Annotated in this window: 16 protein-coding genes; 10 read left to right on the forward strand and 6 right to left on the reverse strand. The window is 56.9% G+C overall.

Going from position 1 to position 14,574, the window contains the following annotated elements; all coding sequences use genetic code 11:
• Positions 1–47 precede the first annotated feature (47 nt).
• Together AC0V6N_RS04675 and AC0V6N_RS04680 are read left to right on the forward strand one after the other, a co-directional pair.
• Entirely contained in the window at positions 48–404 is a 357-nt protein-coding gene (locus AC0V6N_RS04675; RefSeq protein ID WP_486170429.1) for a YciI family protein, read from the forward strand.
• On the forward strand, positions 401–1,606 hold the full coding sequence (locus tag AC0V6N_RS04680) for an RNA polymerase sigma factor (protein WP_486170430.1): 1,206 nt from the start codon (positions 401–403) through the stop codon (positions 1,604–1,606). The genes AC0V6N_RS04675 and AC0V6N_RS04680 overlap by 4 nt, the downstream gene beginning before the upstream one ends.
• Here the strand turns inward: AC0V6N_RS04680 and AC0V6N_RS04685 are convergent.
• The 4 genes from AC0V6N_RS04685 to AC0V6N_RS04700 are packed head-to-tail and all read right to left on the reverse strand — an operon-like array spanning position 1,593 to position 4,800.
• Positions 1,593–2,276, reverse strand: coding sequence for a TIGR02117 family protein (locus AC0V6N_RS04685; protein WP_486170431.1), 684 nt, complete (start codon positions 2,274–2,276; stop codon positions 1,593–1,595). The genes AC0V6N_RS04680 and AC0V6N_RS04685 overlap by 14 nt on opposite strands.
• The gene (locus tag AC0V6N_RS04690) at positions 2,266–3,177 is read right to left on the reverse strand and encodes a 50S ribosomal protein L11 methyltransferase (protein ID WP_486170432.1); all 912 of its coding nucleotides are present in this window, start codon (positions 3,175–3,177) and stop codon (positions 2,266–2,268) included. Before AC0V6N_RS04690 ends, AC0V6N_RS04685 begins: the two co-directional genes overlap by 11 nt.
• Positions 3,174–4,043 carry a subclass B3 metallo-beta-lactamase gene (gene bla, locus AC0V6N_RS04695; protein ID WP_486170433.1) on the reverse strand — a complete coding sequence of 290 codons (870 nt, stop codon included), beginning with the start codon at positions 4,041–4,043 and terminating at the stop codon, positions 3,174–3,176. Before bla ends, AC0V6N_RS04690 begins: the two co-directional genes overlap by 4 nt.
• A gap of 46 nt (positions 4,044–4,089) precedes the next feature.
• Positions 4,090–4,800, reverse strand: coding sequence for an SDR family NAD(P)-dependent oxidoreductase (locus AC0V6N_RS04700; RefSeq protein ID WP_486170434.1), 711 nt, complete (start codon positions 4,798–4,800; stop codon positions 4,090–4,092).
• A 108-nt stretch (positions 4,801–4,908) separates the two neighbouring features.
• Between AC0V6N_RS04700 and sdhC the strand changes: the two genes are divergently transcribed.
• Genes sdhC through AC0V6N_RS04725 form a run of 5 tightly spaced genes read left to right on the forward strand, consistent with a single transcriptional unit; the run spans position 4,909 to position 9,349 of the window.
• Complete coding sequence (gene sdhC, locus AC0V6N_RS04705; protein WP_486170435.1) at positions 4,909–5,298, forward strand: succinate dehydrogenase, cytochrome b556 subunit; 390 nt, start codon at positions 4,909–4,911, stop codon at positions 5,296–5,298.
• Positions 5,299–5,301: 3 nt separating this feature from the next.
• Positions 5,302–5,688: a succinate dehydrogenase, hydrophobic membrane anchor protein gene (gene sdhD, locus AC0V6N_RS04710; RefSeq protein ID WP_486170436.1), complete on the forward strand. Its 387-nt coding sequence runs from the start codon at positions 5,302–5,304 to the stop codon at positions 5,686–5,688.
• A 29-nt stretch (positions 5,689–5,717) separates the two neighbouring features.
• Positions 5,718–7,535: a succinate dehydrogenase flavoprotein subunit gene (gene sdhA / locus AC0V6N_RS04715; protein WP_486172421.1), complete on the forward strand. Its 1,818-nt coding sequence runs from the start codon at positions 5,718–5,720 to the stop codon at positions 7,533–7,535.
• 19 nt (positions 7,536–7,554) lie between these two features.
• Positions 7,555–8,079, forward strand: coding sequence for an STM3941 family protein (locus AC0V6N_RS04720; RefSeq protein ID WP_486170437.1), 525 nt, complete (start codon positions 7,555–7,557; stop codon positions 8,077–8,079).
• A gap of 19 nt (positions 8,080–8,098) precedes the next feature.
• Positions 8,099–9,349, forward strand: coding sequence for an adenylate/guanylate cyclase domain-containing protein (locus AC0V6N_RS04725; RefSeq protein WP_486170438.1), 1,251 nt, complete (start codon positions 8,099–8,101; stop codon positions 9,347–9,349).
• Here AC0V6N_RS04725 and AC0V6N_RS04730 read toward each other — a convergent pair.
• Complete coding sequence (locus AC0V6N_RS04730) at positions 9,346–9,504, reverse strand: hypothetical protein (protein WP_486170439.1); 159 nt, start codon at positions 9,502–9,504, stop codon at positions 9,346–9,348. The two genes, AC0V6N_RS04725 and AC0V6N_RS04730, sit on opposite strands and share 4 nt — an antisense overlap.
• A gap of 199 nt (positions 9,505–9,703) precedes the next feature.
• Here AC0V6N_RS04730 and AC0V6N_RS04735 point away from each other — a divergent pair, with 199 nt between their 5' ends.
• Complete coding sequence (locus tag AC0V6N_RS04735; RefSeq protein WP_486170440.1) at positions 9,704–10,393, forward strand: tetratricopeptide repeat protein; 690 nt, start codon at positions 9,704–9,706, stop codon at positions 10,391–10,393.
• Positions 10,394–10,450: 57 nt separating this feature from the next.
• The gene (locus tag AC0V6N_RS04740) at positions 10,451–11,434 is read left to right on the forward strand and encodes a C13 family peptidase (protein ID WP_486170441.1); all 984 of its coding nucleotides are present in this window, start codon (positions 10,451–10,453) and stop codon (positions 11,432–11,434) included.
• Here AC0V6N_RS04740 and AC0V6N_RS04745 read toward each other — a convergent pair whose 3' ends face one another.
• Positions 11,435–12,982, reverse strand: coding sequence for an esterase-like activity of phytase family protein (locus tag AC0V6N_RS04745; protein ID WP_486170442.1), 1,548 nt, complete (start codon positions 12,980–12,982; stop codon positions 11,435–11,437).
• A gap of 122 nt (positions 12,983–13,104) precedes the next feature.
• Between AC0V6N_RS04745 and creD the strand changes: the two genes are divergently transcribed.
• Positions 13,105–14,514 carry a cell envelope integrity protein CreD gene (creD, locus tag AC0V6N_RS04750; RefSeq protein WP_486170443.1) on the forward strand — a complete coding sequence of 470 codons (1,410 nt, stop codon included), beginning with the start codon at positions 13,105–13,107 and terminating at the stop codon, positions 14,512–14,514.
• Positions 14,515–14,574: the final 60 nt, after the last annotated feature.

Raw genomic sequence — 14,574 nt, forward strand, 5'->3', positions numbered from 1 at the left:
TGTCAGAGCTTCACCAAAGTGGTGGGGACGGGAAAGGGAATGACGACATGCAATATATGCTGCTGATCCATGAGGATGAGAGTTTCTATTCAGGCGATGATGCCGAGGCGAAAATGGAAGCCACTATCGCCAGCCATATGAAGCTTGCCGAGGATTTGACAAAGGCCGGGATCGCTTGGTCAGGTAATCGTTTGCAAGGGGCCGATACGGCGACGACGATCAAATACACGGCAGGCACAGGTGTGCTGCATGATGGCCCCTATGCGGAAACGCATGAGGAATTGGGCGGGTATTACATCGTCGACACGCCCGACCTTGATAGCGCGATTGAATGGGCGCGAAAGATCCTGATCCCCGGTAATGGCGCGATTGAAGTGCGTCCGGTTTGGCCGGATCCTGAGTGAGTCAGACCGCGAAAGAGATTGCGGATGCACGGCCACGGGTGATTGCTGCCCTGGCCGTGCATTGCCGCGATCTTGATCTGGCCGAGGATGCGTTTTCCGATGCGGCGACCTCGTGCTTGTCGCTCAGCGAGCCGCCCCAAAAGATGGCCGCGTGGCTGATTACGGCAGGCAAGCGCAAGATCATCGATCGGCTGCGCAAACGTGACGCTGAGACCCGCGCAATAGAAGGCGCGGCGCAGGTGACCGAAATGGCAGACATTATCACTCTTCCCCCACCTATCGCGGATGAGCGGCTGCGGCTTATCTTCATTTGCTGCCATCCCGCAATTGCGTTGGAGGCGCGCACGGCGCTCGCGCTAAAGGTCATTTGCGGGCTGCCGGTGGAGGAGATTGCCCGCGTTTTCGTCACCAGTGAACAGACCATGTTCCAACGGATCACGCGGGCGAAGAAGAAGGTGCGCGATGCGGGTATCGCCTTTGAACTGCCGCATCGCAAGGCTTGGGGGGAACGGCTCGAAGCGGTGCTGCTCACCCTCGAACTCGCTTACACTGTCGCGTATCAAGATGCCGCGGGCGAACGTGATGCAGAGCTGTCAGCAGAGGTCGCGCGATTGGCGCAGATGGTCGCGGAGCTTTTGCCTGAGGAACCCGAGGCACTGGGGCTGGCCGCGCTCATCGTGCTTGCCTGCGCCCGAGAAAAGGCCCGCATTGATGCCGACGGAGTGATGGTCCCGCTATCCGATCAAGATACGGCTTTGTGGGATTTTGAGGCAATTGAGCGGGCGGGACGCTGGCTGGATCTTGCGGCCCAAAGCCAAGCCAGTGGTCCCTATCAGATCATGGCTGCAATTCAGCTGACCCATGCGCGGCGCTTGTTTGATGGCGTCACGGATTGGGGCGCGATTGCCAAGCTTTACGATGCGCTTTGTCTAGTCCGTCCGGGGGCGATGGTCGAGGTCAACCGGGCGCTGGCAATTGCAAAGATTGATGGGGCACATGCTGGTTTGGCAGCGTTGGAAAAGGTGGACGCGTCAAAGCTTAAAACTTCGCGGCCCTATTACGTAGCGCGCGCCAAGCTGCTATCGGAGAATGGCGATCGAAGCGCGGCGGCACAGGCAATTGAAAGTGCGCTGTCATTCAATCCTGCACGAGCTGAACGACTTTTTCTAGACCGACAATTGCGTGCGCTTACTCCGGGTTAGACACCCATCGCATCACGCCGCCGGGAAGCGGGGTCCATTGACCGACTTCGATGCCAGCGGCGGCAAGCTTATCGCTCGTCCATTGGTTGCACGTATTGCCCAAGTGATAGGTGCCGGTCGCGGTGTAAAACACATCATGCGCGCCATATCCGGGTAAGACCTCGCGCTGGTCCACGGGTAACAATTGAGCGGTGATGGCATCGACCAATTGCGCATATTCCTCTGGGCGCAGATGCAGCGTGCGATAGGTGTCCGATGGGGCGGGGCGGACATAATGCGCGACATGCAGGATGCCTTCCCCGCCGGTTAACGCGTTCACCGCGGTGGCGACGCTCATATCGCTCCAGCTTGGGGTCTCCAGAAAGAACGCGCGCTCACCCCAGCTCACCGCAACATGTGTGTAAGGGCGGGCCGATGCGGTGATATCACTTGCAGGGAAATGCGCTCTCCAATCCATTTGCGGCGTAGTGATCGGCATGGCGATTTCGGTATGAATCCCATTGGAGCCGACCATGATCGCCACCGTTTTTTCTTGAGCAGGATTGGGCTCGACCCAGTCGCTATTGCGCGGGATCAGCGCCCCGATCCATGCGCTTAGAAAGAACAGAGCGATAGAGGTGGCAAGAGCCAGTCCCACCCATTTGCCAAGCTTCAGCAGCTTACCGCCCATGACGGCGCTTAAACCACAAAATGGCCCAGTCCCCGCGCTCTAATCGCGATACGAGGCGAAAGCCTGCGAGGCGGTAGGCACGCTTGACGGCCTGTTCTTGCTCGCCTGCCAAGAGCCCCGCCAGAACAAGGCTGCCTGAGGGGCGAATATTAGCGGCAAAATCCTTGGACAATTCAATCAGAGGACCAGCCAGAATATTGGCGATCAAAATGTCGTAAGGGCCGCGCATTTCGATCAGCTCGTCCTCCATGCCCGGCGCGATTACAATGCTCATTTCGCTATTGCTTGTTCCGATAGGAATGGCGTTGAGCGCCGCGTTGTCTTCGATCACTTGCGCGCAAACGGGGTCGATATCGGTCGCGGTCATTTGCGCACCGGGCCAAAGTCGCATCGCTGCAAAGCCAAGAAGGCCAGTGCCTGTGCCAATGTCAGCGATATGACGCGCTTGAACCCCGCTGGCATGAATTGCGCCAAGCATTTCGAGGCACCCTGCGGTGGTTTCGTGCTGGCCTGTCCCAAAGGCTTGCGCTGCGGGGATGGCAAAGTTGATCGCCTGCGGGTCCGGCGCAAAATCTGGCGTGTGCACGTAAAAGGCCCCCGCGCGGATCGGCTCGACCCCCTGCTGGCTGATCGTGAGCCAATCCTCCGCTGGCAGCTTTTCGACCACGACTTTGGGCGGCCTTCCACTGAAGAGACCGCGAAAGGCGTTGAGCTCATTCTGACCCGGTTCGCGCGGATACCAGCCTTCTAAAACCCACTCTTGCGGGCGTTCTTCGGCAATCTCGCGCCCTGAGATGGCGAGGTCAAAATCCCACTCATCAATCTCATCATGCGTCAGCAGGGCGTCTTGGACGCGAGGTTTCGGCGCAAAGGCGCTGAGTTTCCAACTGGTCGAACTCACTGATCGCCCCCGGCTTCGCGTTCGAGCCGCGCATCAAGATCGCGCGTCTTGCTATCGGTATATTCTTCGCAGGTTACGCCGCCTTCGAATGAGCCGGTTGCAGCGCGTTCAATCATGCGGCTGTGCGAGGGGTGGGGGGTGAGCAGAATGTCGCAGTCGAGTGCTCTGAGGCGGGCAACGCCTGCGCGATAGGCTGCGACGTAATCCGGGTGTTCGGAAAAATTGTAGTCATCGCGGCTGATGGGCGACATGCTGTCGGCATAGACGATGGTTTTGCAATCGCCAGTGTCGCCATTCGTGCAGCTCTCCCACTGCCAAGACATAGCTCCCGGTGTGTGTCCGGGTGTGGCAATGGCGGTCAATTCCAGATTGCCTAGTGTCACCCGCTCGCCATTTTCGACGACTCGATTGGCCACGACCGGCTCCATCGGATCGTGCATTCCGCGCTGGGGATCGAGAGGGTGATCTTCGCCTGTGAAAAGCACATCTCCCGCCGCCTTGGATGCGACTATAGCGGCTCCTGTCTCATCCTGCATAAAGGCAAAGCCGCCGACATGATCGAAATGTTCGTGGCTGTGGAGCAGCATCTCTGTGACTTTTGGATCGAACCCAAGCGCGCTGATATTGGCAAGGACCACCTCAGCGCCTTCACTGGTGCCTGTGTCGATCAGAATGTTCCCATAGGAGCCTTTGACAAGGATCGCGGCGATCCCGCAGGTGCCGACATAGTACGTGTTGCCGTGGATACGGAAAGGATCGGCGGGCTTGTTCCACTCATCCCACTTTTCACAATCTTCAGAGAAGCGCACGATGTCCGGGTCGGGCTGAGCAGTGTCGACTTGCTGGACGTTTGAGGGCTGCGCCATGCTTTGACTGCAGGCAGCAAGAATCAGGAAAGAGAATGGGAGAAATTTAGCGAACAAAGCTGGCTCCATTGGCGTCGATTACTGCACCGGTCATGCTGGCTGGGGCATCCTTTGCGCAATAAGCGATGATGCTGGCGATCTCTTCTGGCGCGGCGACACGGCCCAGAGGAATGTCAGCGAGTAACCCATCGCCGCCGCGGCTTTCGAGGTAGTCGTCGGCCATGCTGGTGTCGGTGAAGCCTGGCGTGACAGCGAAGCTCAAAATGCCTTCGCTCGCATAGGCTCTTGCGATGCTCTTGTGCATTGCGACCATACCGCCTTTCGCAGCGGCGTAATGCCAATGTGCGGGCGAATCGCCACGGTAAGCTGCGCGGCTGGCAACATGGACAAGCCGTCCACCGGTGCCTTTGGCTTGCCAATGGCGGATCGCAAAACGGCTTAACTGTGCGCTGGCGGTGAGGTTGATGCGCAAAGTGTCATCCCAAGCATCGAGCCACTCAATGTCAGATCGGTCGACCGGGTTTGCCTCAAACAGGCCAGCATTGTTGATAATGACGTCAATTTCGCCGTCACTTTGGACAAGCGCCTCTTCCCACAAATGCGCTGCTGCAAGTGGGTCGCTGAAGTCCGCGGCGATGCGATCTGTATCGCCCGGCGTGCTTTGGTGTTCGATGACGGACAGCCCGCGTTCCCGAAGCATCTGCGCTGCTGCCGCGCCGATCCCACGGCTCGATCCGGTGATAAGTATGCTGCCCATGGAAAGACCTATCCTAAACTTTGCAATCGAAGTCGAGCGTTCAAGCGCTTGCCTCACACGACAGGTGCGCTAAACGGGCTGGGGGCAACTAAGACAAATGGGATCACAATGAGCCAAAGACCGCTTTCGCCGCACCTACAGATATGGCGGTGGGGACCGCATATGCTGGTTTCCATCCTTCACCGCGCAACCGGAGACGGAATGGCGCTGGTCGGCCTTGGCGTATTGGTCTGGTGGCTGGGGTCACTCGCCAGTGGTCCAGAGGCGTATGAAACCTTCCTGTGGTTCGCCAATCACCCGGTGGGCTATGTTGTGCTGATCGGCCTGACTTGGGCATTCTTTACCCACATGATGAGCGGTCTTCGCCATTTTGTGCTCGATATTGGCGCAGGGTATGAGCTGGACACGAACCGGTTCTGGTCAATCGCCTCACCGATCATCGCAATCATCCTGACCGCGTCCCTTTGGGCTTACATTTTCCTAGTGAAGGGGGCCTGATCCATGGGCAACGGAACTTCCATTGGTAAGGTGCGCGGGCTCGGCTCCTCGCATCATGGCGCGCATCACTGGTTGACTGCGCGGACCACCGCGATTGGCAATCTTATTTTGATGAGCTGGCTGCTCGCTAGCTTCTTGATCCTGCCTGACTTTACGTACGAGACCGTATCCGGCTGGCTATCGCAACCTATTGCCGCTGTGCCAATGCTGCTGCTGATTATCAGCCTGTTCTGGCATGCGCGCCTTGGTCTGCAAGTGCTGACTGAGGACTATGTCCATGATGCTGGCACGAAATTCGGCGTGATTTCCATTCTCAATCTTCTCACATTTGGTGCTGGCGGCTTTGCCCTGTTTTCCGTCGCCAGCCTCGCCCTTACAGGAGCCGCCTGATGGCAACCTCTTCCGCTGAAGCGTCCGGTATGAAGGGCGCGTATAAGATTATTGATCACACTTATGACGTTGTGGTTGTGGGTGCGGGCGGTTCTGGCCTGCGCGCAACGACGGGCGCTGCCGAAGCGGGCCTGCGCACAGCTAACATCTCGAAAGTGTTCCCAACCCGATCACACACAGTCGCGGCGCAAGGCGGCATTGCTGCCAGCCTTGGTAACAACACGCCCGATCACTGGACGTGGCACATGTATGACACCGTAAAGGGGTCAGACTGGTTGGGCGATCAGGACGCGATCGAGTATCTGGTTCGCGAAGCCCCTCAGGCCGTTTACGAGCTGGAGCACGCCGGTGTTCCCTTTAGCCGTAACGAAGACGGCACGATCTATCAGCGCCCCTTTGGCGGCCACATGCAGAATATGGGCGATGGTCCTCCCGTGCAGCGCACTTGCGCAGCGGCTGACCGTACTGGCCACGCCATGCTTCACGCGCTCTATCAGCAGAGCCTGAAATATGATGCGGACTTCTTCATCGAGTATTTCGCTCTCGACCTGATCATGGCCGAAGTGGACGGCGTCCAGAAATGCGTCGGCGTCATGGCGATGTGTTTGGATGATGGTACGATCCACCGTTTCCGCGCTCAATCCGTTGTTCTTGCAACCGGCGGCTATGGCCGCTGCTATTACACCGCGACTTCGGCTCACACATGCACAGGCGATGGCGGCGGCATGGTGCTGCGCGCTGGCCTGCCGTTGCAGGACATGGAGTTTGTGCAATTCCACCCAACCGGCATTTACGGCGCAGGCGTCCTCATCACAGAGGGTGCACGCGGTGAAGGTGGGTACCTGACCAATTCCGAAGGTGAGCGCTTTATGGAGCGCTATGCTCCATCGGCAAAAGACTTGGCCTCACGCGATGTTGTCAGCCGCTCTATGGCGCTCGAAATGCGCGAAGGGCGCGGTGTTGGCAAAGATGGCGACCATATCCATCTGCACCTCGACCATATCGATCCAAAGGTTCTGGCAGAGCGTCTGCCGGGCATTACCGAAAGCGGTAAGATTTTTGCAGGCGTCGACCTGACCCGTGAAGCGCTGCCCGTGACGCCCACCGTTCACTACAATATGGGCGGGATCCCCTGTAATTATCACGGCGAAGTCGTGACCCTGGATGCAAGCGGCAATCCTGACGCGGTTGTTCCGGGACTTTACGCCGTGGGCGAAGCGGCCTGTGTATCCGTACATGGCGCGAACCGTTTGGGCTCCAATTCGCTGATCGACCTCGTGGTCTTTGGCCGCGCAACCGGCCTGCACCTCAAAGACAATCTGAAAGCGGGTGCCAAGCAGCCTGAACTGCCTGCCGACAGTGCAGATTTTGCTTTGGGCCGCGTTGATCACTTCCGTTATGCCAAGGGTGGATCACCCACGGCAGCAATCCGCTCTGACATGCAAAAAGCGATGCAGAAACACTGCGCCGTGTTCCGCGATCAGGAATTGATGGATGAAGGCGTAAAAATCCTCGCTGAGCAGAATAAGCGGATGGAGGATATTCACGTCACTGATGAAAGCCTCATTTGGAATTCCGACCTCATCGAAACGCTCGAACTCGACAATCTGATGAGCCAGGCGAATGTCACAATTGCGTCGGCTGCCAACCGCAAGGAAAGCCGAGGTGCACACGCGCATGAGGACTATCCTGATCGCAACGACAAAGAGTGGATGAAGCACACCATCGCATGGTTCGAAGGGTGGGGCGGTCAAGGCTCCAATATCCGCATCGATTACCGTCCGGTCCACGAATACACGCTCACCGAAGACACGAGCTATATCGAGCCGAAAGCGCGGGTGTACTAATCTGATGCCGGGGGGCGAAGTGTTCGAAGCCCGGTATTCAACCTGGCGCTCGATCCTGCTTGCGCTCCTTTGCGCGCTATTTGTGATCGCGGGCCTGTGGATGGCCGGTTTTCTGGGGGAGGCCCCTACAGAAAGCCGCCGTGCGCCTGATTGGCTCATCCCGATTATCGGTTGGCTGAGCATAGTGTTGTTCGGCGCCTTTGGTGCGTTTCACATCATTCGCGCCTTCACACCCGGTGTGGCCGTGCGCGTGGATGAAACGGGCATGTTCCTCGAAGGGTACGGGTCAGAGCCGATTGCTTGGGATGAATTCACAGCCCTGTTCACGCAAAACATGATGGGCACGAATATGCTGATGTTTGATGTCATTCCTGAACGGATCGCCGGTTTCAGCGCCTTCAAACAGATACTGTGGAAGCTCAATGAACCCTTTAGCGGCAAAGGCGGCTCTGTTGTCATCAACAACACGGACCGAAAGCATGCTGATATGATCGCTGCCATCCAGCATTTTGGCCCGCCCAGGCTAACGCAATATTTGCGATAGCGGAGCTATTGGGGTGCGCATGCTAGCGAAATTCGATGATCCTGCGACAGAGCGCGCCTATGTTTCACGTGAGCGTGAGCAGCGCATTCCGGCGACCCGATTCCTTGCTGGGATCGGGATTGTCACGCTGATTTCCTACATCGCCTTCAATCCATTGCACTTCCCCATCGAAGGTGTGCTGTCCTATAACATGGCTGCGATTCCGTTCATTTTGTTACTGGCTGGATTGGTTGGTCTTACCTTCACTAAGGCGTATATCGACAAGCCTTGGATCGACCCTGTAATCTTCACGATCATGGCGGTTATCATGGTCATGCTGATTGAGGCGCTTGGTGCGCAGTCTGAAGTCACCAATATCAGCCGGCTTTCAATGGCGGTGATCAATCTGGGCATATTGCTGGTGTTTGCCAGCGTGGGCTTTGTAGCCACCACGCGGTACTTCATGGCGTGGGCGATTGTGCTGGTTGTTCTTTACGCCCTGTTTCTGCTTCAGGCGGATCGAGGCATCGTCAACAAGGTTTATTCCTTCACCAACTTCACGACCTTTTTCACCTTTGCCGCTTACGTGAACTGGGACATAGATCGGCGCGCACGCCGCACATTCCGGGCCAAGCAAGCTCTCGAAGAAGAGCGCGCCAAGACCGAAGAAATGCTCTTCAATGTCCTACCCGAAGACGTCGCTATCCGTTTGCGGCGCGGAGAGGTGATTGCGGACAGTTTCTCAGATGTGTCCGTCGTGTTCGTCGATATTGTCGGTTTCTCAAAACTCGCCCGCAAGCTGTCTCCTGGACATCTGGTGAAGATGCTCAACACCGTGTTCGGAATCGCGGATGAGTGCGCGCAAAAGCATGATATTGAGAAGGTGAAGACGATTGGCGATGCTTATCTCGCCGTGGCTGGCGGTACGACTTCGACCGAGAATGACGCCGTTGCCGCGATCGAATTTGCCAAGGAATTGATCGCTCGGGTCGGTGATTATGCGCGCGAGTCGCATATTGATGTCGCGGTGCGCGTCGGCATTCATACGGGCCCGGTTGTTGGCGGCGTGATTGGTCAGCAGCGCATGGCCTATGATTATTGGGGCGACACGATGAACACCGCTGCGCGTCTTGAAAGCGTTGCCAAACCCAATGGCATTGCGACTTCTGAAAGCACGTATTTCGCTGCTGCGTCGCAAATCAGGTTTTCTGAACCCGAAGAGATCACCCTAAAGGGGATCGGCGAGACAAAGGTCTTCCGCGTCCTTCTCTCAGAACAAACCCCTGCCTAGGCCGCTTTGGCTGTCTTGCGCCCGTAAAGCGGTTTAGCGGTCTTCACGCGTTCATTTTCGGAGCGTGGGTCAAGATTGACCGGGTCGGCGCAGGCGCGTCCAAACAGTCCGCGTGCTGGGGTTTTCGTGCTCTGGAGTTCCGTATTCTTAGTCATATCCGCCCTCTCGCCGCGTTCTGCCACTTGCGGCGTGCTTTTTTGATTTCGTGCAATCAGGAATAGGTGAGCAGAGGGTCTTGGGATTGTAGCAAGCCGCCAGGGCCAACAATTGTCGGATCAATACAATGGGGAGATGCGGGCCTTCATTTTGAGTGATCGAGTTTGTTTGGTAAGCTTGCCTCGCAAGGGGGAAGCAATGCAAACATATACATCCATCGCGCTCGCCAGTTGTCTTTTAGTGACGACGGCATGTTCTGCTGAGTTTGAGGTCGGCGACCCAGACGGCGTCGAACTTTCTTTCGAAGACAGATTTGAACAAGCCGAAGCTGGCGATGCGCTTCAACAATACAACGTTGGGCAAGCATATTATGAAGGCAACGGTGTGGAGCGCGACGCCGAGGAAGCGGTGCGATGGTATCAGAAATCTGCAGCGCAGGGTTTCCTAGAAGCGCAATACAATCTTGCTCGGGCCTATGAAACAGGTGACGGCATCGCGCAGGACTATGGCGAGGCCATGCGTTTTTATCGATTGGCTGCGGAACAGGGTGATCCATCCGCCACGCACAATATCGGCGTCCTGTTTTCTGAGGGTAACGCTGTCACACCAGACATGGTGATGGCCCGCGAATGGTTCGGCAAGGGAGCGGATCTCGGTCATCCAAGCTCGCAACACAACCTTGCGATGATGAGCGCGCGCGGAATGGGCGGCGACACTGATTTTGTTGCTTCGTACAAATGGTTCTCAATTCTATTGAGCAATCCCGAAGGTGATGAGCTGAAAGGCGATGTTCCGGGCTACATTTCCGACCTGGAAGCCGAGATGTCATCAGAGCAACTGGCCGAGGCCAGGGATCAGATCGCGGATTGGGAACCCCCTTGGGAATAGCATTCTTCGATATCGCCCGGTCTTGACCGCGACACAGCTGCGGGCCAACATCCGCGAATGAAGAGTTTGCTCGTATCAGCCCTCGCTCTGTCAGCTGCACTGGTCGCCCCTGTCGCGGCAAAAAGCGCATCAGACAATCCTGAGCAGCCTCCTGCCCACACCGAGCCATTTCCCAACATCGGCTTTGGAGAGACGCGTGAGCAGATTGTTGAGAGTTTTGAGCAGGCACCGCAGCTTCAGCGAGGTGTGCCGGCGCGCGAATTGCTGACACAGCAGCGGCGGCTGTCGCGTGCGCTATTTGATTTGCAGCCTCAGCGGCCGGGCGTGGTCGATGCCTATGTGATTTCCATCGCGCTCGACAGCGATCCGGTTTTTGCGCGTGAAGCACGTGAAGCGGGCAGGGTCCTAGCGCGCCGTTATGATGGGGAGGGGCGCACGCTTGCGCTTGCTGGACCAGACGGCTCACGCGACGATTTGCCACGCGGCTCTATCGAAAGCTTGCTGGTTAGCATCGCTCACATCGCTGAGCTGATGGACACCGACGAAGACGTTCTCGTCCTCTACACGACCAGCCACGGCCTCAAACTGGGGTTGGCCTATCATTATGGCGACACAGGCTACGGCATCCTTTCGCCAGCGCGGCTGAAATCGGCGTTGGAGGAGCTGGGGATTGAGCGCCGTATATTGATTTTGAGCGCGTGTTTCTCAGGGGTCTTTGTGCCTGAACTTGCCGGCCCAAACAGCGCGGTTCTGACCGCGGCTTCGTCTCAGCGCAGTTCGTTCGGGTGCCAGCCAGAGAATGATTGGACCTTTTATGGCGATGCGCTGATCAACCGCGCTCTGCGCCAGCCTGTGACCCTTGCCGATGCAGCGCGTACGGCAAACCTTACCGTTGCGGGTTGGGAGAGCGAACGACGTTTGCTTGCATCTCTGCCACAAACCTCGATTGGGTCAAATGTCAGCGAATGGCTGCCCGCTTTAGAAGCGCGTATGCCGCAGGTCGCAACGCAGCCTGTCGGAAGGCCGGCGCTTGGCGAGTAGTTACTCTGGTTCTGGGGCGTCTTCGGCCTCCACCCTGCGCGCATCCACAATCACCACCGGATCAGCCAAGATTTGCCCTCTCATCGCGCCTTCGCCTTTGCTGGGGTCAGCGGGCATTGCGTGGATGGCTGAGACCACGTCCATTCCATCAATCACATATCCGAACACAGCATAGCCGTTTTGCCAAATCGCCTCTGCCGCATCGGGCCGAGCGTCCAGGCCGGTTTGATCCTGAAGCATGATTGAAAAATCGCCATTGGCGGTTCCCGGATCACCCATCGCCATCGAAAGCGCGCCATTGGTGTGGCTCAGCCCGGTCTGGGTTGTCGGCTCATGTGGGATACCAGGCAGGATGCGGTCGGGGTCAAACTGCGTGCCGCCTTGGATCAAGCCATTGGGCTGCGGTTCGCGGTCCAGCCTCATCGCGCGGTAGAACACGGTGCCGTCAAAGCGGTCTTCATCAACATAGCGCAGAAAATTGGCGGCTGTAATTGGCGCACGCTCGGTCTCAAGCCGGATGGTGATGGCCCCCGCAGACGTTTCGAGCACCACGTCTTGCGTCTCATAATTGACCTCAGGTTCGGGCGTGACAGCGATGGCGGGTTCCTCGCCGCGCACCTCAAACTTCATCAGCAAGTTACGCTGATTGTCAGAGAAATTGTTGTCAGACACGATGTAGAGATAGGTCTTGCCGTATTGCTCACGAACCGCGAGCCCTTCGAAATTGTCGAGGGAGAGGGGCGGGGTGAAGGTAGCGAGCGTTTCGACTGCGCCATCATTGGAAAGCGCAAGGATGGCGATGCGATTGCCGTAATCAGGGCGATAGCTACGGAAAAGAAGATAGCAGGTGCCATCGCTCGCACAGGCTGCATCGGTCGGCGCACCGCCATGCTCCAACAAAGGCTCCGGCCCGGTGATCGTATATTTGGTCAGATCAGGATCGGACAGACGAAAACAATTGTCGGAGCCTAACGCTGCATATTCACCGCAAAGCAAGATGCTGCCCTCGGGTGTAATGGCTAAGGTCTCAATGCCTGCATTCGGGCTGATGTCATTGAGGACTGATATAAAGTCTTGCGAGAAATTGGCGGCTTTTGTGATGTCGGTGTAAATCAAAATCCGGTGTTCTTGCTCGAAGCTGACGAGCCAAGGGCCATCGGGCGACTTTGCAATCGCCTCTGCATCACCATTGCGCTTTCCTCGCAGTCTTCTGCCTTGTTCATCAAGCAGCGATCTGCGCGAAATGGTGAGAATGTCGATCAAGCGGCCGTCAATTTCATCAGGCGTAATCGTCAACAAATGCCCATCATCGCTCACCGCATATAGGCGGTCATCATGCCATTCGAGGCCGGAAATACCGCCGATCTCCTCTTCGCCGGGCGCAATAGAAAGGCCACCTTTGAAGATCAGCTGGCCGAATTCGGTGTTCTCCGGATTAGCAGGGTCCAGTGCGACCGTTTCGGTTTCGGCAAAGATCTCGTCTTGGGCAGATGCCGCATTCGAGGCGGTAAGGAGACATGCAGCGATCAGGCTTGATTTCCAATTCATGTCTTAAAGTGTATCGGCAATCCTCCCAAGCGCAAGCAATGTGCTCGTTCGATCCACCAGTTCACATACAATTCATTTCATCGCTCACAATGCACGTTTCATCTTAAGCATTGGAGGGTGTAATGTCAGGAAAAGAACGAAGTCCGGGGGTGAAGTTGCTGCTGGCAGGCTTGGTGGGCTTTCTGCTCATCCTGCCTTTGGCGATGGTGTATCTGCTGGTGAGTGACCGCCAGCATCAAGCGCGCATCGCGCAAAATTCGATTGAAGCGGGCTGGGCGGGCTCGCAAGCTTTGGCAGGGCCGATGCTGATCGTGCCTTATGTTGTGACAGGCCAAACCACAGAAACGGTTGACGGGAAAAGCGTGACGCGCAGTTTTGAAACGCGCAAGCACCTGTATCTCTCACCGCAAAGTCAAGACATCACCACCAATGTCGACCCGGAAAAGCGCTCTCGCGGTGTGATCTACCAAACTGTGGTTTACGATGCGCAGGTGAGCGGTGAGTCGCGTTTTACGATGCCCGATGATCTCGACAGGTTGGGGATTGAGGCTGACCAATTGCGGTTGGATGAAGCTGTCATCGCCCTCTCGGTAAGCGATCCTAAGGGGTTGCAGACCGATGCGACCATGACCGTGAATGAAGAGGCGCTGTTGTTGCAACCTGGACTTGGCCCAAGCGCCAATGGCAGCGGCGTTCACGCCTTCCTCGATTGGAGCGAAGGCGGGTCCATCTCGCTCGATTTTGCCTATTCACTGCGCGGATCAACTGCACTCACCTTTGTCCCGCGGGGCAAGGAAACGCAGTGGAGTGTGACGTCCACTTGGCCGCATCCAAGCTTTACTGGCGGGTTCTTGCCCGGAGATGAGGAGAAGGAAGTTAGCGCGGATGGTTTCAAGGCAAAGTGGTCGATTTCCAACCTTGCTTTGGGCGAATCGTTGGTGAGCATCGAGCAACCGGCAATGCCAAACTACTCCCAATACGCCGATGTCTATGGCTCACGCTTGGATGTGCCGAATAGCGCCAATATTGCCTCGATTGGTTTTATGGAGCCTGTTGATCTGTACAAGCAGGTCGAACGATCGATCAAATATGGCTTCCTGTTCATTGGCTTCACTTTCCTCACCTTCCTGATGTTTGACATTGTTGCAGGGGCAAGGGTGGCTTCGGCTGAGTACTTGTTGACGGGGGTAGGGCTGATCCTGTTCTTCGTCATGCTGCTCGCCTTTGCCGAGCTGATTGGGTTCGCGTTTGCTTATATGCTGTCGAGCGGTGCCGTGATCGGATTGCTGACCGCCTATAGTGCGGCCGTTCTGAAAACGTGGAAGCGGGCGAGCGTCATTGGGGGCATCCTCGTGGGCCTCTACGCAGTGCTCTATGTGCTGCTCAATCTTGAGGCGTGGTCGCTGATGATCGGATCGCTAATGCTCTTTGCCGCATTGGCAGGGGTTATGTACGCGACGCGCAACATCGATTGGGGCGGATTGACCCCATCGCTTCCCAAACGGGAGACTGAAGAAGAGCTGACAGCTTAGGCGTCAGATCTGGCTCAGCTGGAGAGGGCCGGGGCGCGCAAGCTTCCCGGCCCTTTTCGT

This window comes from Erythrobacter sp. S57(2025) (assembly GCF_057365055.1).

Bases quoted from the DNA above. Each gene is read 5' to 3' on its own strand.
- AC0V6N_RS04675 (WP_486170429.1), top strand. From the start codon at position 48: ATGCAATATATGCTGCTGATCCATGAGGATGAGAGTTTCTATTCAGGC.
- AC0V6N_RS04685 (WP_486170431.1), bottom strand. From the start codon at position 2,276: ATGGGCGGTAAGCTGCTGAAGCTTGGCAAATGGGTGGGACTGGCTCTT.
- bla (WP_486170433.1), bottom strand. From the start codon at position 4,043: ATGGCGCAGCCCTCAAACGTCCAGCAAGTCGACACTGCTCAGCCCGAC.
- AC0V6N_RS04700 (WP_486170434.1), bottom strand. From the start codon at position 4,800: ATGGGCAGCATACTTATCACCGGATCGAGCCGTGGGATCGGCGCGGCA.
- sdhC (WP_486170435.1), top strand. From the start codon at position 4,909: ATGAGCCAAAGACCGCTTTCGCCGCACCTACAGATATGGCGGTGGGGA.
- sdhD (WP_486170436.1), top strand. From the start codon at position 5,302: ATGGGCAACGGAACTTCCATTGGTAAGGTGCGCGGGCTCGGCTCCTCG.
- sdhA (WP_486172421.1), top strand. From the start codon at position 5,718: ATGAAGGGCGCGTATAAGATTATTGATCACACTTATGACGTTGTGGTT.
- AC0V6N_RS04725 (WP_486170438.1), top strand. From the start codon at position 8,099: ATGCTAGCGAAATTCGATGATCCTGCGACAGAGCGCGCCTATGTTTCA.
- AC0V6N_RS04730 (WP_486170439.1), bottom strand. From the start codon at position 9,504: ATGACTAAGAATACGGAACTCCAGAGCACGAAAACCCCAGCACGCGGA.
- AC0V6N_RS04735 (WP_486170440.1), top strand. From the start codon at position 9,704: ATGCAAACATATACATCCATCGCGCTCGCCAGTTGTCTTTTAGTGACG.
- AC0V6N_RS04740 (WP_486170441.1), top strand. From the start codon at position 10,451: ATGAAGAGTTTGCTCGTATCAGCCCTCGCTCTGTCAGCTGCACTGGTC.
- AC0V6N_RS04745 (WP_486170442.1), bottom strand. From the start codon at position 12,982: ATGAATTGGAAATCAAGCCTGATCGCTGCATGTCTCCTTACCGCCTCG.
- creD (WP_486170443.1), top strand. From the start codon at position 13,105: ATGTCAGGAAAAGAACGAAGTCCGGGGGTGAAGTTGCTGCTGGCAGGC.